The sequence below is a fragment of the Streptomyces sp. NPDC093546 genome, from assembly GCF_044765045.1.
Lineage (GTDB): Bacteria > Actinomycetota > Actinomycetes > Streptomycetales > Streptomycetaceae > Streptomyces.
Window position 1 is genome coordinate 580402 of the sequence record NZ_JBIWJG010000003.1, and the last position, 24065, is coordinate 604466.

Sequence of the window (24065 nt, forward strand, 5' to 3'; positions counted from 1 at the left end):
ACGCTCGAAAAGGGGCGGGGCTCCGGCGGACCGCCGGAGCCCCGACCCCCTTTACGCGCCCGTCGCCCGCAGCAGCATCAGTGCGACGTCGTCGGTGCGGTGGTGCGTGGGCCGGGCGTGGTGGAGCAGGGCGGCCAGGACCTGTTCGAGATCCTCGTCCGCGGGCCGTTCGTCGAGGTGGGCCGCGACCTCGGCGATGGCGTCCTCGATGTCCGTGCCGGCCGTTTCGACCAGGCCGTCCGTGTAGAGGACCAGCAGGGTGCCGGAGTGGAGCGGGATGTCCGTCACCGGGTACGTGGCGTCCGGGGCGACCCCGAGGACCGGGCCCGGCGGGACGTCCAGGGGGTGGGCGGGGCCGTCCGGGTGGCGCAGCAGCGGCGGCGGGTGGCCCGCGCTGACCAGGCGGGCGCGGCGGTTGCCCAGGTCGAGGTGGGCGTACAGGCAGGTGGTGAAGAGGCCCGGGTCGAGGTCGAGGAGCAGGCGGTTGGTGCGCGCCAGCACCTCGTCGGGCGCCGCACCGGCGGTCGCGTGGGTGTGGACGGCCGTACGGACCTGGCCCATGAGCGCGGCGGCGGAGACGTTGTGGCCCTGGACGTCGCCGATGACGGCCGCCGCCGTGGTGGCGTCGAGGCGGATCAGGTCGTAGAAGTCGCCGCCGATGTCCATGCCCCGTGTGGCGGGCAGGTAGCGGGCGGCGACGCTCAGGCCCGTCACGGCGGGCAGGGTGTGGGGCAGCAGTGCCTGCTGGAGGCCGTGGGCGAGCTGGTGCTTGGCGTCGTACAGCCGTGCCCGGTCCAGCGCCTGCGCGATCAGCCCGGCGAGCGAGGTCAGGACGGCGCGCTCCTCGGCCGGGAAGGGCCTCGGCTGGTCGTACGTGAGGACGCAGATGCCGACCGGACGGCCGGAGATGATCAGCGGCAGGAACGCCCACGCCTGCTTGCCGCTGATGAGCGGCGCCTCCGGGTAGATGCGCGCCATCTCGTCGGGGTGCGTGAAGAACGACGGCACCCCGGTGGCGAGGGCCCGCCCCGCCGGGGTGAGGCGCGTGTCGAGGGGGAGGCCGTCGAGGCGGTCGATGACGTGCTGGGGGTACCCGCGTGAGCCGGTGATCCGCAGCCGCCCGGAGTCGGCGGTGGACAGCACCAGGCCGTGCGCCCCGAAGGCCGGCATGATCTGGTCGGCGACCTTGTCCACCACGTCCTGCACCCCGACGGCCTCGGTCAGCGCGGCCGCCAGGTGCAGCAGCTGGTACAGCTGCCCCGCCCGCGCCGGTGCCGCCGCCGGAAGCGGCTGTTCCGGGTCCGGGCCGGGCTCCCGCCCCGGCGTGGCGTCGGGTGTGGGGCCCGCCGCCGGACGGGGCCCGGTGCTCGACGGGGTGATGCGTACGCTGATGCCGCTCGCGTCCGGGTACAGCCGGAAGTCCAGCCACTGGTCGGGCGGGCGGCAGGCGGTGAACGACACGGGCCGGCGGCTCAGGACCGCCGCGCGGTAGCGGTCCTCGTACACCGGGTCATCGAGCCACGGCAGCGAGTGCCACGGCATGGTGCCCAGCAGGCTCTCGGCGCCGCGCCCGAGCAGCTCGGCGCCCCTGGCGGTCAGGAACGTGACGCGCCCCTGGAGGTCCAGCCCGCAGCAGCCCTCCGGCAGCCGCTCCGCGAAGTCGGCGGCGGCGAAGTCGGCGGCGGCGAGCGCGGGTTGCGCCGCATCCGCTCGGGGAGCATCCGGTCGGGGAGCCGCCGGACGCGCTGCCCCCGGTTCCGCAACCGCAGGCGCAGCCGGCCGGACCGAGGAGTCGGCGGGCAGGACGCGCGGCTTCTCGGGCGCCGTCACCGGGCGGCCCGCGTGCGCGGCCTCGTCGAGCAGGCGGGCCAGCCGGCGGCTGCTGGAGGTGATGTGGCCGCGTTCGCGCCGGGTCGTGCGCGGCGGATGGTTCCCGGGCCACATCAGCAGCAGGGCACCCCAGCAGCGGTCGCCGGCGACCGGCACGGCGGCCAGCGCCAGCGGGTACGGCAGGGCCACCGCGGTACGCGGATACGTACGGGTCATCTCCTCCTGCCCGCCGATCCAGATGAAGCGGTCCTCCCGGACCGCGTCCGCCACGGGCGCCGGGGCCGCCGTCGCGACCCGCGTCCACGGCCCGACCAGCTCGCCGGGCACACCGCCCACCACGACCAGCCGCAGTACCTGCTCCTCCGGGAGCAGCAGGTAGAAGGCGCCGATGGACGCGCCGGTACGGCGCATGGTCTCGCCGAGCGCCGCGTCGAGGTCCGCGCCGGGGTCCGCGGTCACGAGGCCCTCCCGGCGGCTTCGGCGGAGCCGGTGCCCGCCCCGGGCTCAGCCCAGGTCGTCGAACATGTCCAGCAGCGCATGCTCGTCCGCCTCCGGCAGCCGGCGCTCGGTGTGCGCGACCTGCTCCGCCCATACCGTCTTTCCCTGCGGCATGTAGCGGGCGCCCCAGCTCTTGGTGAACTGCGCCACCAGGAACAAGCCCCGCCCGCCCTCCTCGGTGGTGGCGGCGCGCCGGATGCGCGGGGACGAGTTGCTGTGGTCGGACACCTCGCAGATCAGCGTCCCGTCGCGCAGCAGCCGCAGCGCCACCGGCCCCTTGCCGCCGTACCGCACGGCGTTGGTCACCAGCTCGCTCACCACCAGTCCCGTGGTGAACTCCAGGTGCGCGAGGTCCCAGTCGAGGAGCTTGCGGCGTACGAGCGACCGGGCCTCGGCCACCACGGAGGGGTCGGCGGGCAGCTCCCAGCAGGCCACCCGGTCCTCCGGGAACGCGTGGACGCGGGCCAGCAGCAGCGCCACGTCGTCGCGCGGCCCGCCGGGCAGCAGGGTCTCCGTGATCCGGTCGCACGTCCGGTCCAGCGACCCCGGTCCCCCGTCGCTCAGCGCGGCCAGCAGCCGGCTCGTGCGCGCGTCGGAGATCTCGTGGCCGCGCTCCTCCTTGAGCAGGCCGTCGGTGTACAGCGCCAGGAGGCTGTCCGGGGCGAGGTCGACGGAGGCGGACTCGTACGGCTGGAGTCCGCCGAGTCCGAGCGGCGGGCCGGCCGGGAGGTCGATCAGGCGTGCCGTGCCGTCCGGCGCGACCACGGCGGGCGGCGGATGCCCGGCCCGGGCGGCCGTACAGCGGCAGGTCACCGGGTCGTACACCGCGTACAGGCAGGTCGCCGCCATGGCGGGGTCCACCTCCTCCACCGGGGTGGAGCCGGGTGGCGTGTCCGACGGCGTCTCGGAGGAGCGGCCGATCAGTTCGTCCAGGTGGGCGAGGACCTCCTCGGGCGGCAGGTCGAGTCCGGCCAGGGTGCGTACGGCGGTACGCAGGCGGCCCATGGTGGCCGCCGCCTGGAGGCCGTGCCCGGCGACGTCCCCGACGACCAGGGCCACGCGCATCCCGGACAGCGGGATCGCGTCGAACCAGTCCCCGCCCACCCCGACGCCGGTGCCGACGTCGGCGGGCAGATAGCGGAAGGCGAGCTCGGCGGCGGTCAGCCGGGGCAGGTCGCGGGGGAGCAGGCTGCGCTGGAGGGTGAGGGAGGCGTTGCGCTCCCGGCTGAAGCGACGCGCGTTGTCCACGCTGATCGCGGCGCGGGCCGCGAGCTCGCCCGCCAGGGTGAGGTCGTCCTCTTCGAAGGGCCTGTCCCGGCCGCGGCGGTAGAAGCCCGCGAGCCCGAGGATGGCACCCCGGGCGCACAGCGGCGCGCCCAGGTAGGAGTGCACGCCCTCGCCGAGGAGCTCGACGGGGTGGGCGCCGCCCACGGAGGATGCCGCCACGGCCGCGGCCGGCACCGAGTCGGCGGCCGGCTGCCCGGTGCCGAGGCAGCGGGCCTGCGGGGTGCCGGGCGCGTAGTGGACGGGCCGGCCGACGCCCCGCGCGGGGGCGTGGCCCGCGGCGCCGGTGGCCTCGGCGGCGTCCTCGGCCGTCCAGGCGGCGGTCCGGGACAGCCCGGCCTCCGGGGCCAGCGGGCCCGGTGGTGGCTCCTCGCCCGCCAGGACGCTGTCGACGAGGTCCACCACGACGAGGTCGGCGAAGCGCGGTACCGCGATCTCGGCCAGCTCCTCGGTGGTGCGCCGCATGTCGAGCGTGGTGCCGACGCGTACGCCGGCTTCGTTGAGGAGGCCCAGCCGCCGGCGTGCTTCGGCGGCGAGGCGGCCGACGCCCGGTTCGCCCACCAGCAGGAGCCACGCGTCGGGGCGGCTGCCCACCGGCTCCTGTGGTTCCTGTGATTCCTGTGGCTCGTGCGGCTCGTGCCGCTCCTGGGGTTCCGGAGGACCGGCGGGGGCGGGCGGCCGGTGGAGCAGCGGCACCTCCCGCCCGTCGGGGGCGGTCGCCACGCTCGTGGCGGCTGAGGGGGTGGCGGTCGCCGTCGACCTCGCCGTCGTCACCGTCGGCAGGGACGTACGCCGTACGTCGGGCAGGAAGCTCACCTCGACCGCCGCGCCCTCCGCGTCGCCGTGCCGCAGCGACCTGCGGCGCAGCGCGGCGACTTGGCCGCCCGCCAGGGTGACCTCGGCGAAGGACTCGTCGTTCGAGGAGATCAGCTGGACCGCGGCCTCCAGCAGGGCGAGCCGTTCCCGCCGGGCCAGCCGGGGCGCCTCACCGCCGGGTCCGGCCAGCTCGCCGGAGTGCAGGTCGAGGCGGGCGTGCGCGCCGCGCTGGCGGTCCCGGAGGAAGGAGCGCACGAGCTCGCGCTCCTTCGCGGAGCCGAGCTCCAGCAGCCGCTCGGCGATGCGGTCGGTGGCCTCCTGGAGCAGGACGGCCATGCCCGGCTCGGCGAGCTCCTCGGGGACGGAGACGTTCACGGCGCCCTGGACCGTGCCGCCCACGGGGTCGAACACCGGGGCGGCCATGCAGGTCAGGTTCTTGAGGTTGTGCAGGAAGTGCTCGTGGCCGACGACCACGAAGGGCGACCGGGTGCTCAGGACCATGCTGACGCTGCTGGTGCCCATGAAGCGCTCGTCGACGTTGGCGCCCGTGATCAGGGACGCCTCGTTCATGAGCTCCAGGCCGACCGGGTCGCCCCACCGCTCCACGATGTTCGCCCGGGCGTCGGCCAGCACCACCGTGACCGGCAGGCCCGCGAACCGGCGGCACAGCCCCTCCAGCACCGGCGCGGCGGCCCTGACCAGCCGCGAGTCGGGGTCCAGGTCGCTCTCGACGGGCAGCGCCACGCCCTCCGTGTCGATGCCCAGCGTCTGCGATCGCTCCCAGGAGGCGAGGATCTCGGCGCGTACTCCACCACCACGGGTCGGATACGAGTCCACAAAACTAGGTTAATCGGGCAAATGGTGCGGTGCTAACGTCGGGCTCACGCAAGCGATCTTGGGAGGGGCACGTGGCACGTCCGGTCACGGTCATCACCGGCGGCAGCCGGGGCATCGGCGCGGCCACCTGCGTCCGGCTGGCCCGCGACGGACACGACCTCGTCCTGGGGTACGTCCGCGACGCCGACGCCGCCGAGCGGACCGCGGCCGCCGCACGCGCGGCCGGGGCGCGGTGCGTCACCGTACGGGCCGACACCTCCGCCGAGGCGGACGTGGAGCGGCTCTTCGACACCGCGGCGGCCGAGCTCGGCCCGGTCACGGGCCTGGTGAACAACGCGGGCGTGACGGGCCCGCTGGGCAGGCTCGCCGACGCCCGCACCGAGGACCTGCGGCGGGTCGTCGAGGTGAACCTCCTCGGCTACCTGCTGTGCTGCCGCAGGGCCGCCCGCGAGATGGCGGCGCCCAGCCGGTCCGGCGGCGCCATCGTCAACATCTCCTCGGCCGCCGCGACGCTCGGCAGCCCCGGCGACTACGTCCACTACGCCGCCACCAAGGCCGCCACCGACGCCCTGACCGTCGGCCTCTCCAAGGAGCTGGGCCCGTCCGGCATCCGGGTCAACGCGGTCGCCCCCGGCATCATCGACACCGACATGCACGCCGCCATGGGCGACCCCGACCGACCGGCCAAGGCCGCCGCCGCGATCCCGCTCGGCCGCCCCGGCGAACCGTCCGAGGTCGCCGCCGCCGTCGCCTGGCTGCTGTCGCCCGACGCCTCGTACACCACCGGCACGGTCCTGCGGGTCTCGGGCGGCCGCTGAGCCGGCCGGCTCGTATCACGCCCCGGCCGTCCCCTCAGTGGTTGAACTGGCCCGGGGTGTAGTGGCCCGGGACCTGGCGGGTGGCCACGCCGAAGCGGTTCCAGGCGTTGATGACCGTGATCGCCGCGATGAGCTGCGCCAGTTCGGCCTCCTTGAAGTGGAGCGCGGCCTTCTCGTACACCTCGTCCGGTACGAAGCCGTCCGTCAGGACCGTGACCGCCTCGGTCAGTTCCAGCGCGGCCAGCTCCTTCTCGGTGTAGAAGTGCCGCGACTCCTCCCAGGCGCTGAGCTGGACGATCCGCTCCACCGACTCGCCCGCCGCCAGCGCGTCCTTGGCGTGCATGTCGAGGCAGAGCGCGCAGCGGTTGAGCTGCGAGGCGCGGATCTTGACCAGTTCGAGGAGGAGCGGGTCGAGGCCCCGGCGGGCCGCCGCGTCCAGCCTGACCATGGCCTTGTAGACCTCGGGCGCGTGCGTGGCCCAGTCGAGGCGGGGGGTGTGCTCGGGGGCGTAGTCCTTGGTGCCCGGGGTGTCTTTGAAGTCGTCCGTCGTCATGGCTTCGACCGTACGGGCCCGGTGGCACGGCGCTATGGTCCATTTCCATGACGGATCCCTGGGCCACTTTCGGTGCCGACCTGCACCTTGAGCTGCGCGGTCCCCGGTTGCGCGCCGGACTCATGGACGCCCTGCGCGACGCCGTACGCACCGGGCGGCTCGCCCCCGGCACCCGGCTGCCGTCGTCCCGCTCGCTCGCCGCCGACCTGGGCGTCGCCCGCAACACGGTCGCCGACGCGTACGCCGAGCTCGTCGCCGAGGGCTGGCTGACCGCCCGCCAGGGCTCCGGCACGCGCGTCGCCCGCCGCGCCGCCCCGCGGGCCCGGCCCCGGCAGGCCGCCCCCGCGGTGGCCGCGTCCGCACGGGTCCGGCCCCGGCGCGCCGCCCGCCACAACCTGCACCCCGGCGTACCCGACCTCGGCTCCTTCCCGCGCGGCGAGTGGCTCAAGGCGGCGCGCCGCGCGCTGACGGCCGCCCCGCACGACGCCTTCGGCTACGGCGACCCGCGCGGCCGGATCGAGCTGCGCACCGTCCTCGCCGACTACCTCGCCCGGGCGCGCGGCGTCCACGCCCACCCCGACCGGATCGTGATCTGCTCCGGCTTCGTCCACGGGCTGATGCTGATGGCCAAGGTGCTGCGCGCGCGCCGCGTACGGGACGTCGCCGTCGAGTCGTACGGCCTCGACGTCCACTGGGGCATCCTCGCCGAGGCCGGGCTGCGCACCACCGCGCTGCCCCTCGACGAACAGGGGACCCGCACGGACGCGTTGGGCGCCCAGGGCGCGGTGCTCATCACGCCCGCCCACCAGTTTCCGCTGGGCGGCGCCCTGCCGCCCGAGCGGCGCGCGGCGGCCGTCGACTGGGCGCGGCGCGCCGGTGCGCTGATCCTGGAGGACGACTACGACGGCGAGTTCCGCTACGACCGGCAGCCGGTCGGCGCCCTCCAGGGCCTGGACCCGGAGCGGGTGGTCTACTTCGGCACGGCGAGCAAGTCGCTGACGCCGGGCCTGCGGCTGGCGTGGATGGTGCTGCCCGAGGCGCTGGCGGGCGAGGTCGCGGAGGCGAAGGGCCCCGTCGACTGGGCGTCCGGCGCGCTGGACCAGCTCACGCTCGCGGAGTTCGTCTCCTCGGGCGCGTACGACCGGCACGTACGGGCGATGCGGCTGCGCTACCGGCGGCGGCGCGACCAGCTGGTCGCGGCGCTCGCCGAACGGGCCCCGCACATCGAGGTCAGCGGCATCGCCGCCGGGCTCCACGCCGTGCTCGAACTGCCGCCCGGCACCGAACGCTCCGTCGTCCAGGCCGCCGCCTGGCAGGGCCTCGCCCTCCAGGGCCTCGACGGCTTCCGGAACCCGCACGTCCAGCGGACCCGGGACGGGCTGGTCGTCGGGTACGGGACGCCGACCGACAGCGCGTGGGCCGGCGCACTGGACGCGCTGTGCCGCGTACTGCCCTGAGCCGCGTCCATTCCCCGGACCCGGCCTCGGAGCCGCGGGAACCGCCCTCTAATCTGTGCCGTCCATGGTCGTGTTGGTCAGTAACGGGAGGGTGGGCGCATGCGCAGGCTGAGGTCGAGCACGGTCGTGCTCGGCGGTATGGGAGTGCTCGCGGCGACGCTGACCTCCTGCGGCTCCGAGCCGGACAAGCGCTGCGTCGACCCCGTCACGCGCGAGAAGCTCCCCAGTTACGAGTGCGAGAGCGGCAACGGAAGCGGGAGCGGAAGCAGCGGGAGCAGCAGCACCGTCATCCCCCGCGGCCAGTACTACTACGGCGGCTCCGTCGACAACGGCAAGGTCTCCGGCGGCAGCTTCGACAAGTCGGCCGTCGAGCGCGGCGGCTTCGGCTGCTCCTCGTCGGGCTCCGGCGGCGGCTGAGCCCGGGGACGAGGTCACCGATGAAGCGTTTCACCATCGAGCCGCGCCCCGACTGGCAGCGGACCGTCGAGGAGCAGGGGCTCGTCTACCCCCTCACCCGCTTCCCCGACGGCTCCCTGCACCCGTACTGGGACGAGAGCGCGTACTACGTCTTCTCGCTGCCCGAGGTGGAGGCGCTGGAGGAGGTCGTCGAGGAGCTGCACGCCATGTGCCTCGCGGCGGCCGCCCACATTGTGGAGCACGACCGGTTCGCCGACCTCGGGATCACCAACCCGCGCCTCGCCGGGCTCGTCGCCGAGTCCTGGCGCCGCCGTGCCGAACTGCCGTCGCTCTACGGGCGGTTCGACCTGCGCTACGACGGTACGGGCCCGGCCAAGATGCTGGAGTACAACGCCGACACGCCCACCTCCCTCGTGGAGGCGGCCAGCCCGCAGTGGTTCTGGATGGAGGACCGCTTCCCCGGCGCCGACCAGTGGAACTCCCTCCACGAGCGGCTCGTCGACGCCTGGAAGCGGCAGGCCGCCCTGCTCCCGCCGGGCCCGGTCCACTTCGTGCACTCGGACGGCGACGAGCTCGGCGAGGACCTGATGACCGTCGCGTACCTGCGCGAGACGGCCCAGCAGGCCGGGCTCGACACCGAGGCGCTGTCGGTCGAGCGGATCGGCTGGGACCGGCTCTCCGGCCGCTTCGTGGACGACCGGCTGCGCTTCATCCGCAGCTGCTTCAAGCTCTACCCGTGGGAGTGGCTGACCACCGACCCCTTCGGCCGGCACGTCATCGACACCCTCGACAACGGCGGCGGCACCGGCACCACCTGCTGGATCGAGCCCGCCTGGAAGATGCTCCTGTCCAACAAGGCGCTGCTGGCGATCCTGTGGGAGCTGTACCCGGGCCACCCGAACCTGCTCCCGGCCTATCTCGACGGCCCCCGCGAACTGGCCGGCCCCTCCGGTCCCGGTTACGTCGCCAAGCCGCTCCTCGGCCGGGAGGGCGCCGGGGTCACGATCCACGAACCCGGCGCCGAACCCGTCGTACGGGACGAGCCGTGCTGCTACCAGGAGTTGGCCCCGCTGCCCGACTTCGACGGCAACCGCGTCGTGCTCGGCGCGTGGGTCGTCGAGGACGAGGCGGCGGGGCTCGGCATCCGGGAGTCGTCCGGGCTGGTCACGGACGAGTACGCCCGCTTCCTGCCGCACGTCATCCTGTAGGGCCTGCCTTATCCCGTAGGGCCCGCCTGCAGGACGGCACGCAGCTGCTCCAGCGCCCAGTCCAGGTCCTCTTTGCCGATCACCAGCGGCGGGGCGATCCGGATCGTCGACCCGTGGGTGTCCTTCACCAGCACCCCGCGCTCCATCAGCCTCTCGGAGATCTGCCGGCCGGTGCCCAGGCTCGGCACGATGTCGACGCCCGCCCACAGGCCCCGCCCCCGCACGGCCTCCACGGCGCCGCCGCCCACCAGCAGGCCCAGCTCGTGGTGGAGATGGTCGCCCAGCTCGGCCGCCCGCTGCTGGTACTCGCCGGTGCGCAGCATCGCGATCACCTCCAGCGCCACGGCGCACGCCAGCGGGTTGCCGCCGAACGTCGAGCCGTGCTCGCCCGGCCGGTGCACCCCGAGCACCGCCGCGCTCGACACCACCGCCGACACCGGCACCACGCCGCCGCCGAGCGCCTTGCCGAGGACGTACATGTCGGGCACCACGCCCTCGTGCTCGCAGGCGAACGTCCGGCCCGTGCGCCCGAGACCCGACTGGATCTCGTCCGCGATGAACAGCACGTTCCGCTCCCGGGTCAGCTCCCGGACCCGGGCCAGGTAGCCGGGCGGGGGCACCAGCACCCCGGCCTCGCCCTGGATCGGCTCCAGGAGCACGGCCACGGTGTTGTCGGTCATCGCCTCCTCGAGCGCGGTGGCGTCGCCGTACGGCACGATCTCGAACCCCGGCGTGTACGGGCCGTAGTCCGCGCGCGCCTCCGGGTCGGTCGAGAAGCTGACGATCGTGGTCGTCCGGCCGTGGAAGTTGTCCGCCGCCACGATGATCTTGGCCGTGCCGTCGGGGACGCCCTTGACGCGGTAGCCCCACTTGCGGGCGGTCTTCACGGCGGTCTCGATCGCCTCGGCGCCCGTGTTCATCGGCAGGACCATCTCCATGCCGCACAGGTCGGCCAGCTGCGCGCAGAAGTCCGCGAACCGGTCGTGGTGGAAGGCGCGGGAGGTCAGCGTCACCCGCTCCAGCTGGGCCTTGGCGGCCTCGATCAGCCGCCGGTTGCCGTGGCCGAAGTTGAGCGCCGAGTAACCGGCGAGCATGTCGAGGAAGCGGCGCCCCTCGACGTCCGTCATCCACGCCCCCTCCGCCGAGGCGATGACGACGGGCAACGGGTGGTAGTTGTGCGCGCTGCGCGCCTCCGCGGAAGCGATCACGTCTTGCGTTCTCGACACGGGATCTCCGTTCGTCCTGCGGCCGGGTGCCTGGGTGCACCCCTCTCTATCGTCGCTCGGGATGTGGACCGGGAAACCTCCGTGCGACGCGCCCGCTAAGGTGGGCCGTACGCACGGCGACTGGCGTACGGGGAAGCGACCCCGGGGAAGTCGTGCGCGGCAGACCGCTCGAGGTGCCGCCCGCCTGGGGACCTCGTTGGATGTGAGTGCTGCCGGCCCCTTGGAGGACGCCATGACCGACGTTTCCCTTCCCCCGCACCACCCGGCCCTTTCCGCCGCCGATCCCGAACTGGCCGCGCTCGTCGGTGCCGAGGAGCGGCTGCAGGCCGAGACCCTGCGCCTGATCCCCAGCGAGAACTACGTCTCCGACGCGGTGCTGGAGGCCTCCGGCACCGTCCTGCAGAACAAGTACAGCGAGGGCTACGCCGGGCGCCGCTACTACGAGGGCCAGCAGAACATCGACCAGGTCGAACGGCTCGCCGTCGGCCGCGCCAAGGCCCTCTTCGGCGTCGACCACGCCAACGTCCAGCCGTACTCCGGCTCCCCGGCCAACCTCGCCGTGTACCTGGCCTTCGCCCAGCCGGGCGACACCGTGATGGGCATGGCCCTCCCGATGGGCGGCCACCTCACCCACGGGTGGGGCGTCTCCGCGACCGGCACCTGGTTCCGCGGGGTGCAGTACGGCGTACGCCAGGACACCGGGCTCATCGACTTCGACCAGGTGCGCGACCTCGCCCTCGCGGAGCGGCCGAAGATCATCTTCTGTGGCGGCACCGCGCTGCCCCGGACCATCGACTTCGCCGCCTTCGCGGAGATCGCCCGGGAGGCGGGCTCCGTGCTCGTCGCCGACGTCGCGCACATCGCGGGCCTGATCGCGGGCGGCGCCCACCCCTCGCCCGTGCCGCACGCGGACGTCATCTCCACGACCACGCACAAGACCCTGCGCGGGCCGCGCGGCGCGATGCTGATGTCCCGCGAGGAGCACGCCAAGGCCATCGACAAGGCGGTCTTCCCGGGCCTCCAGGGCGGCCCCCACAACCAGACCACCGCGGCCATCGCCGTCGCCCTCCACGAGGCCGCCCAGCCGTCCTTCCGGGACTACGCCCACGCGGTCGTCGCCAACGCCCAGGCCCTCGCCGCCGAGCTGCTCGCGCGCGGCTTCGACCTCGTCTCCGGCGGCACCGACAACCACCTGATCCTGATGGACCTCACCCCCAAGGACGTACCGGGCAAGGTCGCCGCGAAGGCCCTCGACCGCGCGGGGATCGTCGTGAACTACAACACCGTCCCCTTCGACCCGCGCAAGCCCTTCGACCCCTCCGGCATCCGCATCGGTACCCCGTCCCTGACCTCGCGCGGTCTGGGCACCGACCACATGGCGGCCGTCGCCGACTGGATCGACCGGGGCGTCACCGCGGCACGGACCGGGGACGAGGACTCCCTGGCCAAGATCCGCGCCGAGGTCGCCGACCTCATGGCCGCCCACCCCGCCCCGGGCCTGCCGGTCTGACGCGTACCGGCCCGCCTGCCCGCCCGTTCCCTGTGTTCTTCGTCGCAGGGGGCGGGCGGGATCCGTTCACCGGCTGTCGGTGGCACCTGCGAGAATGAGGGGCATGGCCTCGCAACGTCCTCGTGTGCTCTCCGGAATCCAGCCCACCGCCGGCTCGTTCCACCTCGGCAACTACCTCGGCGCGGTCCGCCAGTGGGTCGCGCTGCAGGAGTCCCACGACGCCTTCTACATGGTCGTCGACCTGCACGCGATCACCGTCCCGCAGGACCCCGCCGAGCTGCGCGCCAACACCCGGCTCGCCGTCGCCCAGCTCCTCGCGGCCGGTCTCGACCCGGAGCGCTGCACGCTCTTCGTCCAGAGCCACGTCCCCGAGCACGCCCAGCTCGGCTGGGTCATGAACTGCCTCACCGGCTTCGGCGAGGCCGGCCGGATGACGCAGTTCAAGGACAAGGCCGCCAAGCAGGGCGCCGACCGTGCCACGGTCGGCCTGTTCACGTACCCGATCCTCCAGGTCGCGGACATCCTGCTCTACCAGGCCAACGAGGTGCCGGTCGGCGAGGACCAGCGCCAGCACATCGAGCTGACCCGGGACCTCGCCGAGCGGTTCAATGCCCGCTTCGGTGAGACGTTCACCATCCCGGCGCCGTACATCCTGAAGGAAACGGCGAAGATCTACGACCTCCAGGACCCGACCGCCAAGATGAGCAAGTCGGCGTCCACCCCGAAGGGCCTGATCAATCTGCTCGACGAGCCGAAGACGACGGCGAAGAAGGTGAAGAGCGCGGTCACGGACACCGACACCGTGATCCGCTTCGACCCGGAGGAGAAGCCGGGCGTCAGCAACCTCCTGACCATCATGTCCACCCTCACCGGCACCTCCGTCGCCGACCTGGAGCGGTCGTACGAGGGCAAGCTGTACGGCGCGCTGAAGACGGACCTCGCCGACGTCGTCGTGGACTTCGTCACGCCCTTCCGGGCCCGTACGCAGGAATACCTGGACGACCCGGAGACGCTGGACTCGATCCTGGCCAAGGGCGCGGAGAAGGCGCGGACCGTCGCCGGCGAGACGCTGGCGCGGACGTACGACCGGATGGGCTTCCTGCCCGCCAAGCACTAGCGGAGCCGAGCGGGCCCGCGCGGCGGCCCGACGGCTCTGGCCACGCGGCGGGTGCAGCCGCCACACTGGCGCTGCACCCGCACCGCAGCGCACCGCACCGCAGCGCACCGGACGACTGAACCGAGGAGTGAGGAGAACGACGTGGGGACCGTAACGCTCGGCGTTTCGATCGCGGTCCCGGAGCCCTACGGCAGCCTGCTCCAGGAGCGGCGCGCGGGCTTCGGGGATCCCGCCGCGCACGGCATCCCCACCCACGTCACGCTCCTGCCCCCGACCGAGGTCGACGCGGCGCGGCTGCCCGAGGTCCGGGCGCACCTCGCCGCCGTCGCGGCGGCCGGCCGCTCCTTCCCGATGCGCCTCAGCGGCACGGGCACGTTCCGGCCGCTGTCGCCGGTCGTCTTCGTCCAGGTCGTGGAGGGCGCGTCGGCGTGCTCCTGGCTCCAGCAGCAGGTCCGGGACCCGGCCGGGCCGCTCGCGCGCGAGCTGGCGTTCCCGTACCACCCGCACGTCACCGTGGCGCACGGCATCCCCGACGAGGCGATGGACCGGGCGTACGACGAGCTCGCCGGCTTCGAGGCGGCGTGGACCGTCGGCTCCTTCGCGCTCTACGAACAGGGCGCGGACGGGGTGTGGCGGCAGCTGCACGCGTACGAGTTCGGCGCCGGCCGCCCGTCCAAGGGCGGCGTCCCCGCGCAGGGCTCACCGGTCGACGAGCCGGCCGCCTCGCGCGGCTGACCTACCCGGCACCCCCTAGAACGGCAGCCGGCGGAAGACCGGCCGCGGCAGGTGCCGCAGGACCGACATGACCGCGCGCAGCGCGCCCGGCACCCACACCGTCTCCGCGCGCCGCCGCAGCCCCTGCTCGATGGCGTACGCGACCGCCTCCGGGGTCGTCGCGAGCGGCGGCTCGGCGAGCCCGGCCGTCATCCTGGTGCGGACGAAACCGGGCCGGACCACCATGACGTGCACGCCCGTGCCGTGCAGGGCGTCGCCCAGGCCCTGGGCGAAGGCGTCGAGGCCCGCCTTGCTGGAGCCGTAGACGAAGTTGGCGCGGCGGGCCCGTTCGGCGGCCACCGAGGAGAGCACGACGAGCGAGCCGTGGCCCTGCGCGCGCAGGGCGTTCGCGCAGGTCAGGGCGGAGGACACGCCGCCGGTGTAGTTGGTCTGGGCGACCTGCGCGGCGGCCGTCGGCGCGGCCTCGTCGTGGGCCTGGTCGCCCAGCACGCCGAAGGCGAGCAGCACCATGTCGACGTCGCCCTCCGCGAAGACCTTGCCGAGCGTCTCCTCGTGCGAGGCGGTGTCGAGGGCGTCGAACGGCACGGTGTGCGCCACGGCCCCGAGCTCCCTCAGCGACGCGGCGGCCGCCTCCAGGGCGGGGGAGGGGCGCCCGGCGAGCCACACCGTGCGGGTGCGTCCGGCGATCAGGCGGCGGGCGGTGGCCAGGGCGATCTCCGACGTACCGCCGAGGAGGAGCAGGGACTGGGGGGCGCCGAAGGCGTCCTTCATGGCGACGTACTCCTTACATGCCGAGGTGCGGGCCGAGTTACATGCCGAGGCGGCGGGCGAGGTCCGAGGTGAAGACCGCGTGCGGGTCCAGGCGGCCCCGCAGCGCGAGGAAGTCGGGCAGCCGGGGGTACATGGCGCGCAGGGTGTCCGGCCGCATCCGGGAGTCCTTGGCGAGGTAGACCCGGCCGCCCGCCTCCGCCACCTCCTCGTCGAGCTCGTCGAGGAACACGCTCAGGCCCGGCAGCCCCGCCGGGATGTCCAGCGCCAGCGTCCACCCCGGCATCGGGAAGGACAGCCAGCCGGTACCGGCGTCGCCGAAGCGCTTCAGCACGGCGAGGAAGGAGGGGCAGCGGCGGCGCGCGATCCGGTGCACGACGCGGCGCAGGGCGTCCTCGCGGCCGTACGGGACGACGAACTGGTACTGGACGAAACCGGCGCGGCCGTAGACCCGGTTCCAGTGCGGCACGCCGTCGAGCGGGTGGAAGAAGGCCGGGATCGGCTGGAGCTGTCCGGTGCGGGGGCGGCGCGGGGCCTTGCGGTACCAGAGCTCGTTGAAGGCGCGGACGCCGCAGCGGCCCAGCAGCCCGTCGCGGAAGGGCAGGTGCGGCGGCGGGGGCAGCTGCCCGGTGCGGAAGGCGAGCGGACGGCGCCGCGCGCGGGCCGGGAGGGCGTCGTACGGGGCGTGGTCGCCGCGCGTGAGGACGGCGCGGCCGGTGGCGGCGCCGCGCGCGAGGAGGTCGATCCAGGCGACGGAGTAGCGGTAGCGGTGGTCGGTCGCGGTCAGGCGGGCCATGAGGTCGTCGAGGTCGCGGGCGCGCTCGGTGTCGACGGACATCAGGGACGTCTCGACGGGGAGCAGCCGGAGGGTGGCGGAGAGGATCACGCCGGTGAGGCCCATGCCGCCGGCGGTGGCGTCGAACAGGTCGGTGCCGGGCGGCACGGTGCGGATCTCGCCGTCGGCGGTGAGGAGTTCGAGGGCACGTACGTGGTGGGTGAAGGAGCCGGAGACGTGGTGGTTCTTGCCGTGGATGTCGGCGGCGACGGCTCCGCCGACCGTGACCTGGCGCGTGCCGGGGGTGACGGGGACGAACCAGCCGAGCGGGAGCAGCACGTCCATCAGGTGGTGGAGGCTGACGCCCGCGTCGCAGACGACGACGCCCGCGTCGGCGTCGAGCGAGCGGACGCGGTTGAGCGCGGTCATGTCGAGGACGGCGCCGCCCGCGTTCTGCGCGGCGTCGCCGTAGGCCCGGCCCAGGCCGCGGGCGATGGACCCGCGGGCGCCGCAGTCGCGGACGGCGGCGGCGGCCTCGCCGTACGTGCGGGGGCGTACGACGCGGGCGACGGTGGGGGCGGTGCGGCCCCAGCCGGTGAGGGGCTCGGGCCTGGACTCGGTGGCGGACTCGCTGGGCATGGGGTGACGGTAAGCCGTTCCATGTGGCTTTCCGATGATTTGGCGCGTGATGCGCTCTGTATCACCACACTCCCCGAAATGGGTGATTAAACGAGTGTCAGGAAAGATGTCCGTGCGATGAGACGCCCGGCGGGCGACAGTCGCCTCTGATGCAGAGGGGTGCAGAAAGGGGTGGCAGATGCGATACGTCGACCACCGGCTGCTCGCCGCCGCACGCGACGCGGGCCGCCGCAGTCCCGGCGTGGCGGCGGCCGCGCGGGCGCTGTCGGCCGGTGGCGAGCACGCGGCGCTGTGGCTCGCGGCCGGGCTCGCGGGCGCGGCGGCCGACCGGGAACGGCGCACGGCGTGGCTGCGGGCCACCGCGCTCGTCGGCGCGGCGCACGTCGTGAGCATGGGTGCCAAGCGGGTGGTGCGCCGGCCGCGCCCCAGCGACGCGCCCGCGCTGGTCCGCACCGCCGGGAGGCACTCCTTCCCCAGCTCCCACGCCACCTCCGCCACCGCCGCGGCGCTCCTCTACGCCGCCCTCCGCCCCCGCGCCGGCCGCGTGACCGCGCCGCTGGCCGCCGCGATGTGCCTGTCCCGCCTGGTGGTGGGCGTCCACTACCCGACGGACGTGGCGGCGGGCGCGCTGCTCGGCGCGGCGACGGGGCTCGCGGGCGCGGGTTGGGCGAGGGACGGGCGGGCGGTGCGCGATGCGTGAGGCCCGCAGCGGACTGACACCCCCCGCCCCGCCCCCACCCCGCGCGGCACGCGGCGCCGCCCACCCGCCCGGACCGCGCGCGACGGCCCCCCGCCCGGTGCGGCAGCCCGCGCTGCGCACCGTGGGGTTCGGGGTGCTGCGCGCGGCGCGCCCGCGCCAGTGGGTGAAGAACGTGCTCGTCGTCGCGGCCCCCGCGGCCGCGGGCGAGCTCGTCTCGCGGCACACCGCGCTTCAACTCGGCGTGGTCTTCCTGCTGTTCACGGCCACCGCCTCGGGCGTCTACCTGGTCAACGACGCCCGCGACGCCGACGCCGACCGCGCGCACCCCGTCAAGTGCCGCCGCCCCGTCGCCGCGGGCGAGGTGCCCGTACCGGTGGCGTACGCGGCGGGCGGCGTGCTCGCGGGCGGCGCGGTCCTCGCCGGGGCCGTGCTGTGCAACGCCATGACGGCCGTGCTCCTCGCCGCCTACCTGCTGATGCAGCTCGCCTACTGCCTGCGCCTCAAGCACGTCCTCGTCGTCGACCTCGCCGTCGTCACCACCGGCTTCGTCATGCGCGCCATGATCGGCGGCGTCGCGCTCGCCATCCCGCTCTCCCGCTGGTTCCTCATCACCACCGCCTTCGGCGCCCTCTTCATGGTGTCGGCCAAGCGGTACTCGGAAGCCGTGCAGATGGCGGGCCGGAACGGCACCACGCGCGCGCTGCTCACCGAGTACACCACCGGCTACCTCCGCTTCGTCTGGCAGCTTGCCGCCGGGGTCGCCGTGCTCGGCTACTGCCTCTGGGCCCTGGAGAACAGCGGCACCTGGCGCCAGCTGTCGATGATCGCCTTCATCCTCGCCGTCCTCCGCTACGCCGTCTTCGCCGACCGCGGCACCGCCGGCGCGCCCGAGGACGTCGTCCTGCGCGACCGGCCGCTCGCCGTCATCGGCCTCGTATGGACGGCGATGTACGGACTGGCGGTCGCCGACCTTTGAAGCGGACGACGACGCGGACGACGAAGCGGGAGGTCCTGAGCTTCCTCGGCGTCGGCGCCGTCGCGTACGCGGCCGACCTCGCCGTCTTCCTCCTGCTGCGCCGGACGGCCCTCGACCCGCTGGCCGCGAAGGCGCTCTCCTTCCTCGCCGGCTGCACCGTCGCCTACCTGGGCAACGCCCTCGGCACGTACCGCCGCGGGGCCTTCCACGTCCGCCGGTACGGGGTGTTCTTCGGCGTCAACCTCGCCGGAGCCGCGGTGCAGTTGGCCTGCCTCGGCGTCTCGCGCCACGGCCTCGGGCTGACCTCCCCGCTCGCCGACACCGTCTCCGGTCTCGGCGTCGGCATGGTTCTCGCCACGGGCGTGCGCTTCTGGGGGACGAGAACCCTGGTCTTCGGGGTACGGGGGTAGGCGGGTCCCATGGACTGGCTCACCAAACTCCCCGTCATCGGCCCGTGGGCGGCGCGGTTCCTGCGGACGCACGCGTGGCGTTCGTACGAGACCCTCGACCGCGCCCACTGGACCCGCCTGGCCGCCGCGATCACCTTCACCAGCTTCCTGGCGCTCTTCCCGCTGATCACGCTCACCGCCACCGTCGGCGCGGCGCTCCTCAGCGACGAGCAGGTGCGCCGCCTGGAGGGCGAGCTCGCCGAGCAGGTCCCCGGCATCTCCGGCCAGCTCGACCTCGACACCCTGATCGCCAACGCCGGTACGGTCAGCCTGGTCGCCGGTGCCCTGCTGCTCTTCACCGGCATCAACTGGGTCGGCTCCGTGCGCGACTGCCTGCGCGCGGTCTGGCGCGTCGACGACTGCGACGAGGGCAACCCCTTCGCCCGCAAGGGCAAGGACGCGGTCATCCTCGCGGGCCTGGGCGCCATCGGCCTCGCCTCGCTCGCCGCCTCGGCCTTCGGCTCCACCGCCGTCGGCTGGACCGCCGAGCGGCTCGGCATCCCCGAGAGCGGCGCCGGCGGCGTCCTCCTCCAGGCCGGCGCGCTCGCGGCCGCCGTCCTCGCCGACTTCCTGATCCTGCTGTACGTCCTGACGCTGCTGCCCGGCGTGCAGCCGCCGCGCCGCCGCCTCGTCGTCGCGGGGCTGATCGGCGCGGTCGGCTTCGAGGCGCTGAAACTGCTGCTCGGCGGCTACATGAGCGGCGTGGCGGCGAAGTCGATGTACGGCGCCTTCGGCGTGCCGGTCGCGCTGCTGCTGTGGATCAACTTCACCGCCAAGCTGCTGCTGTTCTGCGCCGCCTGGACGGCGACCGGCTCGAAAGACGCTAAAGAGCTGAGTCCTCCGGCTGACGACGACGGCGTACGAGCTCCGGGAGCGGCCAGCGGCGGTTGACCAGGAACACCGCGCCCGCCAGCAGCATCAGCGCGCCACCGGCCACCGCCAGCGCCGTCCCGGCGCCACCGCCGCCGGTCTGCGACGCGGTGACCGGCGCCTTCGTCGCCGCCTCGCCGGTGCCCGTCTCGATCTGCTGCTGCGCCGAGGTGCCCGTACGCGCCGACTTCGGCGGCACCAGCTCACCGACCGGCCGCACCTTCCCGGCCGCCGCGAAGCCCCAGTCCAGCAGCCGCGCCGCCTCCTTGTAGACGGCGTGGCCCTCCTTCGCGGACGGGTTCATGACCGTCACCAGCAGCACCTTGCCGTTGCGTTCGGCCACCCCGGTGAAGGTCGCGCCCGCGTGTGTCGTACTGCCGTTCTTCACGCCCGCGATGCCCTTGTACGGCAGGACGCCGAGGTCGCCGGTGAGCAGCCGGTTGGTGTTCTGGATCTCGAACGTCGCGCGCTTCTTGTCCCCGGGCTTCAGCTCCCCGGGGAACTGCGCGCGCGGCGTCGAGCAGTACTCCCTGAAGTCCTTCTTCTGCATGCCGCTGCGCGCGATGAGCGTGAGGTCGTACGCGGACGAGACCTGGCCCTCGGCGTCGTAACCGTCCGGCGAGACGACGTGGGTGTCGAGCGCCTGGAGCTCGTCGGCGCGGTCGTTCATGTCCTTGACGGTCCGCTCGATGCCGCCGTTCATCCCGGACAGGACGTGCACGGCGTCGTTGCCGGAGCGCAGGAAGACGCCGAGCCACAGGTCGTGGACGGTGTACGTCTGCTTCTCCTTGATGCCGACCAGGCTGGAGCCCTCGCCCACCTTCGCCAGGTCCTGCTGGGTCACCAGGTGCGTCTTCGCCTTGTCGAGCTTGGGCAGCAGCGTGTCCGCGAAGAGCATCTTGAGCGTCGAGGCGGGGGGCAGCCGCCAGTGCGCGTTGTGCGCGGCCAGCACGTCGCCGCTCTCCGCGTCCGCGACGATCCAGGAACGGCCCGTCACCTCCTTGGGGAGGACCGGTACGCCGGGGGCCAGGTTGACCTGCGTGCCCGGGCGGCCGAGCGCCTTGCCACCGACCGTGGACATGATCGCGGGCGGCTTGGGCTGCTTGTCCTCCTTGGTGTCCGCCGACGCGGGGACGGCGGTGAGGGCGGGGAGCAGCGCGGCGGCGGTGACCGTCAACGCGGTCTTTTTCAGAGCGGGCACGATCGAGAACGTACAGGGAACGTTCGCGGTTGGTGATACCACCCACACCCGACCCGGCGCACGGCACGCCGTCCGGGGTGGCGATACTTGCTCCATGAAGCTCAGCCGCTCCGCCTCCTGGTTCCTGCTCGCGTTCGGGGTGTGGAGCTGGGTCATCTGGATCACTTTCATCAAGAACCTGTGGAAGGACGCGAGCGGGCTCGCCTTCGACGACGCGGGCGACCCGACGGCGTACTTCTGGGTTCATCTGCTGCTCGCCGTGACGTCCTTTGTTCTGGGGACGGTGGTCGGGGTCATCGGGTTGCGCGGCGTGCGCGCACTGCGTCGCGGCTCACGCCGCGTCTAGGGGGTAGGGCCGTGTCCGTGCTGCTCGTCTCGCTGTCGATCGTCGTGGTGCTCGGCCTGCTGGGCGGGGTGCACTGGTACGTGTGGCGGCGCCTGGTGCGCGATGTGACGGTGCCCGGGAGCCTGGCGCGGCGGGCGGGCACGGTGGCGGCCGTGGTGCTGCCGCTGCTGTCGCTCGGCGCCCTGACGGCGGGCCGGGCCGGTGCGCCGTTCTGGCTCCAGCGGGTGCTGGCCTGGCCGGGCTTCCTGTGGCTGGCGCTGCTGCTGTACGTGGTGCTGGCGCTGGTGGTGGGCGAGGCGGTACGGCCGCTGCTGCGGCGGTGGCTGGAGCGGCGGGCGGGCAGGGCCGCCGCGGCTACCGGGCCTGCGGAACCTGCCGAAGTCGCGGAACCCGTCGCAGCGGGAGCAGCAGCCGGAGCCGGGGCCGCGGCGGGTGCCGGAGGCCCCGCGCCCGCCGCGCCCACCGCCGCGCCTACCGAGGCGCCCGCCCCTGCGCCCGAGGAGCGGCGCGAGGCCCCCGCACGGGCATCCGCCCTCTCCCGCAGGCTGTTCGTCTCGCGCGTCGTCGGCGGCGCGGCGGCCGGGGTCGCGCTCGGCACCGTCGGGTACGGCGCCCACGGCGTCCTGAGCGGGCCGCGCGTCAAGCGGGTGACGGTGCCGCTCGCCAAGCTGGGGCGCCGGGCGCACGGCTACCGGATCGCGGTGGTGAGCGACATCCACCTCGGGCCCATCCTCGGGCGCGGCCACACGCAGCGGATCGTCGACGCGATCAACGCCGCCCAGCCCGACCTCGTCGCCGTCGTCGGCGACCTCGTCGACGGCAGCGTGGCGAACCTCGGCCCCGCCGCCGAGCCGCTCGCGCAGCTCCGCGCCCGCGACGGCTCCTTCTTCGTGACGGGCAACCACGAGTACTTCTCCGGCGCCGAGGAGTGGGTCGACCACGTACGCGAGCTCGGACTGCGCCCGCTGCGCAACGAGCGCGTCGAGATCGCGGGCTTCGACCTGGCCGGGGTCAACGACGTCGCCGGCCAGAACTACGGCGACGGCCCCGACTTCGTCCGGGCCCTCGGCGACCGCGACCGGGCCCGCGCCGCCGTGCTGCTCGCGCACCAGCCGGTCGTCATCCACGACGCCGTACGGCACGGGGTGGACCTCCAGCTGTCCGGCCACACCCACGGCGGTCAGCTCTGGCCCGGCAACTACCTCGCGGACCTCGCCAACCCCACCCTCGCCGGGCTCGAACAGTACGGCGACACCCAGCTGTACGTGTCGCGCGGCGCCGGGGCGTGGGGCCCGCCGGTCCGCGTCGGCGCGCCCTCCGACATCACGCTGGTGGAGCTGGCGTCGAAGCAGGCGTGACCCCGCCGGGCAGGAACTCCTCCAGCACCTCGTGCACCTGCCGCACCAGCGGCCGCAGCAGCCGGAAGCGCGAGAGCGCGATGGCGCGGGCGGCGATGGGCGCCGTGCGCTCGACGAGGCGGCGGCTGCGCTCGGCGCGGTCCGAGCGGTCGTACACCCAGTACAGGACCAGGCCCATGTGCATCAGCCACATCAACTGGGGGAGCAGCTCCTCCAGCTCGGGCGCGGTCTTGGTGTCGGAGCCGGCCAGGACCCGCCGGTGGATGGAGATCACGGCCTCGCGCGCGGCGACCGACTCGGGCGAGAAGGGGCTGAGCGGGCTCTCGGGGTCGGCGGCGTTCTTGAAGAACTGGGCGGCGAAGCGGTGGTACTGCTCCGCGACGTCCAGCCAGGTCAGCAGGGAGTCGCGGATGCGGACGGCCAGGTCCGGGTCGCCCGCGAGGACCGGCTGGACGGCGCCTTCGTGCTCGGCGGCCAGCCGGTCGTAGAAGCCCTGGACGAGGTGCTCCTTGGACGAGAAGTAGTAGTACGCGTTGCCGACGGAGACGCCCGCCTCCTGGGCGATGGCCCGCATCGTCGTCTTGTCGTACCCGCGCTCCTGGAAGAGCCGGAGCGCGGTTTCGAGGATGAGGGTGCGGGTCTGCTCGCTGCGCGGACCCTTCGCCTTCGCCATGGCGGCCTTGGCCGTGGCCTTCGCCGGCTTCGCGCCCTTGGATTCCGGAGCGATGGCCCTGGCCGTCACGTCGGTCCCGTCCTTCTCGCGCTTCTCGTCCTTCTCGTCCATCACGGTGACCGAGCCTAACCGGGCATCCCCGGCACCTCGCACCGCCCGCCCTCGCAGCCGGACCCGGCCGTCGACGCACGCCACTTGGCGGCGGCGAGGACGGTGGCCCGGGCGAACGGCAGGCCGGCGGGGGTGGCGAGCCAGTTGGCCTTGGCCCGGTACTCCGCCAGCGCCCAGAGGCAGACGATGAAGGCGGCGGTGGAGCGGTAGACCTGGCCGGCGTCCCCGATGACGGTGATCTCCTTCAGGGTCGACCGGTGGTCCAGCCCCGGGAACCGGCGCACCGCCTCCTCCGAGGCGGCGGGCACCAGGTCCAGCGGGACGAGCTGCGGCTGGCGCAGCAGCCAGTGCCGCAGGTGGACGCAGAGCGAGCACTGCGCGTCGTACAGCACGGTCAGCCGCTTCACGGGCGTGCGCGGCGCCACCCGGACGGTCGTCACGGCCGGCTCACGCGCCGGCCACGGGCGCGGTCCAGCCCTGCGGCGGCACCGGCGGCACCATCTGGCGCTCCATGGCACCGCGCCGGCGGATCTTGTTGAGCACGTACACGTTGCCCAGGTGCATCACGCCGAGCACGAGCAGGACGACCCCGAGCTTGACCGAGAGCGCCTCGAACAGCGTCCGGGCGTTGGCGACGGCTTCGTCCTGGCTGAGGTACAGCGCGACGAAACCGAAGTTGACCAGGTAGAAGCCGACCACCAGCAGGTGGTTGACGGCCTCGGCGAGCTTCTCGTCGCCCTTCAGCACATCGGCGAGGAAGATCCGCCCGTTTCGGCTGAGGGTGCGCGCCACCCAGATGGTGAGCGCGACGCTGATCAGCAGGTAGACGACATACGCGACGACAGTGAGGTCCATGCCCCACCCTCCCTTGAACGCGTTCAAAAGCTGGCAGG

23 protein-coding genes are annotated in these 24065 nt (G+C 73.9%); 13 read left to right on the forward strand and 10 right to left on the reverse strand.

What is annotated here, in order from left to right; genetic code table 11:
* Nucleotides 1-51: 51 nt before the first annotated feature.
* On the reverse strand, nucleotides 52-2241 hold the full coding sequence (locus tag ACIRNI_RS09125; RefSeq protein WP_403549887.1) for a SpoIIE family protein phosphatase: 2190 nt from the start codon (nucleotides 2239-2241) through the stop codon (nucleotides 52-54).
* A gap of 93 nt (nucleotides 2242-2334) precedes the next feature.
* On the reverse strand, nucleotides 2335-5265 hold the full coding sequence (locus ACIRNI_RS09130) for a SpoIIE family protein phosphatase (RefSeq protein ID WP_403549696.1): 2931 nt from the start codon (nucleotides 5263-5265) through the stop codon (nucleotides 2335-2337).
* Between the two features lie 71 nt (nucleotides 5266-5336).
* Between ACIRNI_RS09130 and ACIRNI_RS09135 the strand changes: the two genes are divergently transcribed.
* A complete protein-coding gene (locus ACIRNI_RS09135; RefSeq protein ID WP_403549698.1) occupies nucleotides 5337-6083 on the forward strand; it encodes an SDR family NAD(P)-dependent oxidoreductase in 747 nt (248 codons plus the stop codon).
* Nucleotides 6084-6117: 34 nt separating this feature from the next.
* Here ACIRNI_RS09135 and ACIRNI_RS09140 read toward each other — a convergent pair whose 3' ends face one another.
* Nucleotides 6118-6636, reverse strand: a complete 519-nt coding sequence (locus ACIRNI_RS09140) for a carboxymuconolactone decarboxylase family protein (RefSeq protein ID WP_403549700.1) — start codon at nucleotides 6634-6636, stop codon at nucleotides 6118-6120.
* 47 nt (nucleotides 6637-6683) lie between these two features.
* On the opposite strand from ACIRNI_RS09140, the gene ACIRNI_RS09145 reads away from it, so the two are divergent.
* The 3 genes from ACIRNI_RS09145 (at nucleotide 6684) to ACIRNI_RS09155 (ending at nucleotide 9718) form a co-directional block, all read left to right on the forward strand.
* On the forward strand, nucleotides 6684-8093 hold the full coding sequence (locus tag ACIRNI_RS09145; RefSeq protein WP_403549702.1) for a PLP-dependent aminotransferase family protein: 1410 nt from the start codon (nucleotides 6684-6686) through the stop codon (nucleotides 8091-8093).
* 99 nt (nucleotides 8094-8192) lie between these two features.
* Nucleotides 8193-8510 (forward strand): hypothetical protein, encoded by a 318-nt coding sequence (locus tag ACIRNI_RS09150; protein ID WP_403549704.1) that lies wholly within the window; start codon nucleotides 8193-8195, stop codon nucleotides 8508-8510.
* Nucleotides 8511-8530: 20 nt separating this feature from the next.
* Nucleotides 8531-9718, forward strand: a complete 1188-nt coding sequence (locus tag ACIRNI_RS09155; RefSeq protein ID WP_403549706.1) for a glutathionylspermidine synthase family protein — start codon at nucleotides 8531-8533, stop codon at nucleotides 9716-9718.
* A gap of 8 nt (nucleotides 9719-9726) precedes the next feature.
* On the opposite strand, the gene rocD is transcribed toward ACIRNI_RS09155, so the two are convergent.
* On the reverse strand, nucleotides 9727-10944 hold the full coding sequence (rocD, locus tag ACIRNI_RS09160) for an ornithine--oxo-acid transaminase (RefSeq protein ID WP_403549708.1): 1218 nt from the start codon (nucleotides 10942-10944) through the stop codon (nucleotides 9727-9729).
* Between the two features lie 232 nt (nucleotides 10945-11176).
* Here rocD and glyA point away from each other — a divergent pair, with 232 nt between their 5' ends.
* The 3 genes from glyA (at nucleotide 11177) to ACIRNI_RS09175 (ending at nucleotide 14306) form a co-directional block, all read left to right on the forward strand.
* The gene (gene glyA / locus ACIRNI_RS09165; RefSeq protein WP_403549710.1) at nucleotides 11177-12454 is read left to right on the forward strand and encodes a serine hydroxymethyltransferase; all 1278 of its coding nucleotides are present in this window, start codon (nucleotides 11177-11179) and stop codon (nucleotides 12452-12454) included.
* 103 nt (nucleotides 12455-12557) lie between these two features.
* Nucleotides 12558-13571, forward strand: a complete 1014-nt coding sequence (gene trpS, locus ACIRNI_RS09170) for a tryptophan--tRNA ligase (RefSeq protein ID WP_403549712.1) — start codon at nucleotides 12558-12560, stop codon at nucleotides 13569-13571.
* 141 nt (nucleotides 13572-13712) lie between these two features.
* A complete protein-coding gene (locus ACIRNI_RS09175) occupies nucleotides 13713-14306 on the forward strand; it encodes a 2'-5' RNA ligase family protein (RefSeq protein WP_403549715.1) in 594 nt (197 codons plus the stop codon).
* 15 nt (nucleotides 14307-14321) lie between these two features.
* On the opposite strand, the gene ACIRNI_RS09180 is transcribed toward ACIRNI_RS09175, so the two are convergent.
* Nucleotides 14322-15077 (reverse strand): decaprenylphospho-beta-D-erythro-pentofuranosid-2-ulose 2-reductase, encoded by a 756-nt coding sequence (locus tag ACIRNI_RS09180; protein ID WP_403549717.1) that lies wholly within the window; start codon nucleotides 15075-15077, stop codon nucleotides 14322-14324.
* 37 nt (nucleotides 15078-15114) lie between these two features.
* A complete protein-coding gene (locus ACIRNI_RS09185) occupies nucleotides 15115-16488 on the reverse strand; it encodes an FAD-binding protein (protein WP_403549719.1) in 1374 nt (457 codons plus the stop codon).
* Between the two features lie 178 nt (nucleotides 16489-16666).
* On the opposite strand from ACIRNI_RS09185, the gene ACIRNI_RS09190 reads away from it, so the two are divergent.
* From ACIRNI_RS09190 to ACIRNI_RS09205, 4 genes are read left to right on the forward strand one after another with little or no spacing between them, the layout of a single operon-like run.
* Nucleotides 16667-17188 carry a phosphatase PAP2 family protein gene (locus ACIRNI_RS09190; protein ID WP_403549721.1) on the forward strand — a complete coding sequence of 174 codons (522 nt, stop codon included), beginning with the start codon at nucleotides 16667-16669 and terminating at the stop codon, nucleotides 17186-17188.
* Entirely contained in the window at nucleotides 17181-18164 is a 984-nt protein-coding gene (locus ACIRNI_RS09195) for a decaprenyl-phosphate phosphoribosyltransferase (RefSeq protein WP_403549723.1), read from the forward strand. The genes ACIRNI_RS09190 and ACIRNI_RS09195 overlap by 8 nt, the downstream gene beginning before the upstream one ends.
* The gene (locus ACIRNI_RS09200) at nucleotides 18161-18574 is read left to right on the forward strand and encodes a GtrA family protein (protein WP_403549725.1); all 414 of its coding nucleotides are present in this window, start codon (nucleotides 18161-18163) and stop codon (nucleotides 18572-18574) included. Before ACIRNI_RS09195 ends, ACIRNI_RS09200 begins: the two co-directional genes overlap by 4 nt.
* Before the next feature lie 9 nt (nucleotides 18575-18583).
* Nucleotides 18584-19504: a YihY/virulence factor BrkB family protein gene (locus ACIRNI_RS09205; RefSeq protein WP_403549727.1), complete on the forward strand. Its 921-nt coding sequence runs from the start codon at nucleotides 18584-18586 to the stop codon at nucleotides 19502-19504.
* Here the strand turns inward: ACIRNI_RS09205 and ACIRNI_RS09210 are convergent.
* Nucleotides 19437-20684: a D-alanyl-D-alanine carboxypeptidase family protein gene (locus ACIRNI_RS09210; RefSeq protein WP_403549729.1), complete on the reverse strand. Its 1248-nt coding sequence runs from the start codon at nucleotides 20682-20684 to the stop codon at nucleotides 19437-19439. The genes ACIRNI_RS09205 and ACIRNI_RS09210 overlap by 68 nt on opposite strands.
* Nucleotides 20685-20778: 94 nt before the next feature.
* Between ACIRNI_RS09210 and ACIRNI_RS09215 the strand changes: the two genes are divergently transcribed.
* Together ACIRNI_RS09215 and ACIRNI_RS09220 are read left to right on the forward strand one after the other, a co-directional pair.
* Nucleotides 20779-21030: an SCO4848 family membrane protein gene (locus ACIRNI_RS09215; protein WP_403549731.1), complete on the forward strand. Its 252-nt coding sequence runs from the start codon at nucleotides 20779-20781 to the stop codon at nucleotides 21028-21030.
* Between the two features lie 17 nt (nucleotides 21031-21047).
* Nucleotides 21048-22388, forward strand: coding sequence for a metallophosphoesterase (locus tag ACIRNI_RS09220; RefSeq protein WP_403549888.1), 1341 nt, complete (start codon nucleotides 21048-21050; stop codon nucleotides 22386-22388).
* Here the strand turns inward: ACIRNI_RS09220 and ACIRNI_RS09225 are convergent.
* From ACIRNI_RS09225 to ACIRNI_RS09235, 3 genes are all read right to left on the reverse strand, one after another.
* Nucleotides 22354-23061: a TetR family transcriptional regulator gene (locus ACIRNI_RS09225; RefSeq protein ID WP_403549890.1), complete on the reverse strand. Its 708-nt coding sequence runs from the start codon at nucleotides 23059-23061 to the stop codon at nucleotides 22354-22356. The two genes, ACIRNI_RS09220 and ACIRNI_RS09225, sit on opposite strands and share 35 nt — an antisense overlap.
* 125 nt (nucleotides 23062-23186) lie before the next feature.
* On the reverse strand, nucleotides 23187-23612 hold the full coding sequence (locus ACIRNI_RS09230; protein ID WP_403549733.1) for a thiol-disulfide oxidoreductase DCC family protein: 426 nt from the start codon (nucleotides 23610-23612) through the stop codon (nucleotides 23187-23189).
* A 7-nt stretch (nucleotides 23613-23619) separates the two neighbouring features.
* Nucleotides 23620-24027, reverse strand: a complete 408-nt coding sequence (locus tag ACIRNI_RS09235; RefSeq protein ID WP_403549735.1) for a hypothetical protein — start codon at nucleotides 24025-24027, stop codon at nucleotides 23620-23622.
* Between the last annotated feature and the right edge of the window lie 38 nt (nucleotides 24028-24065).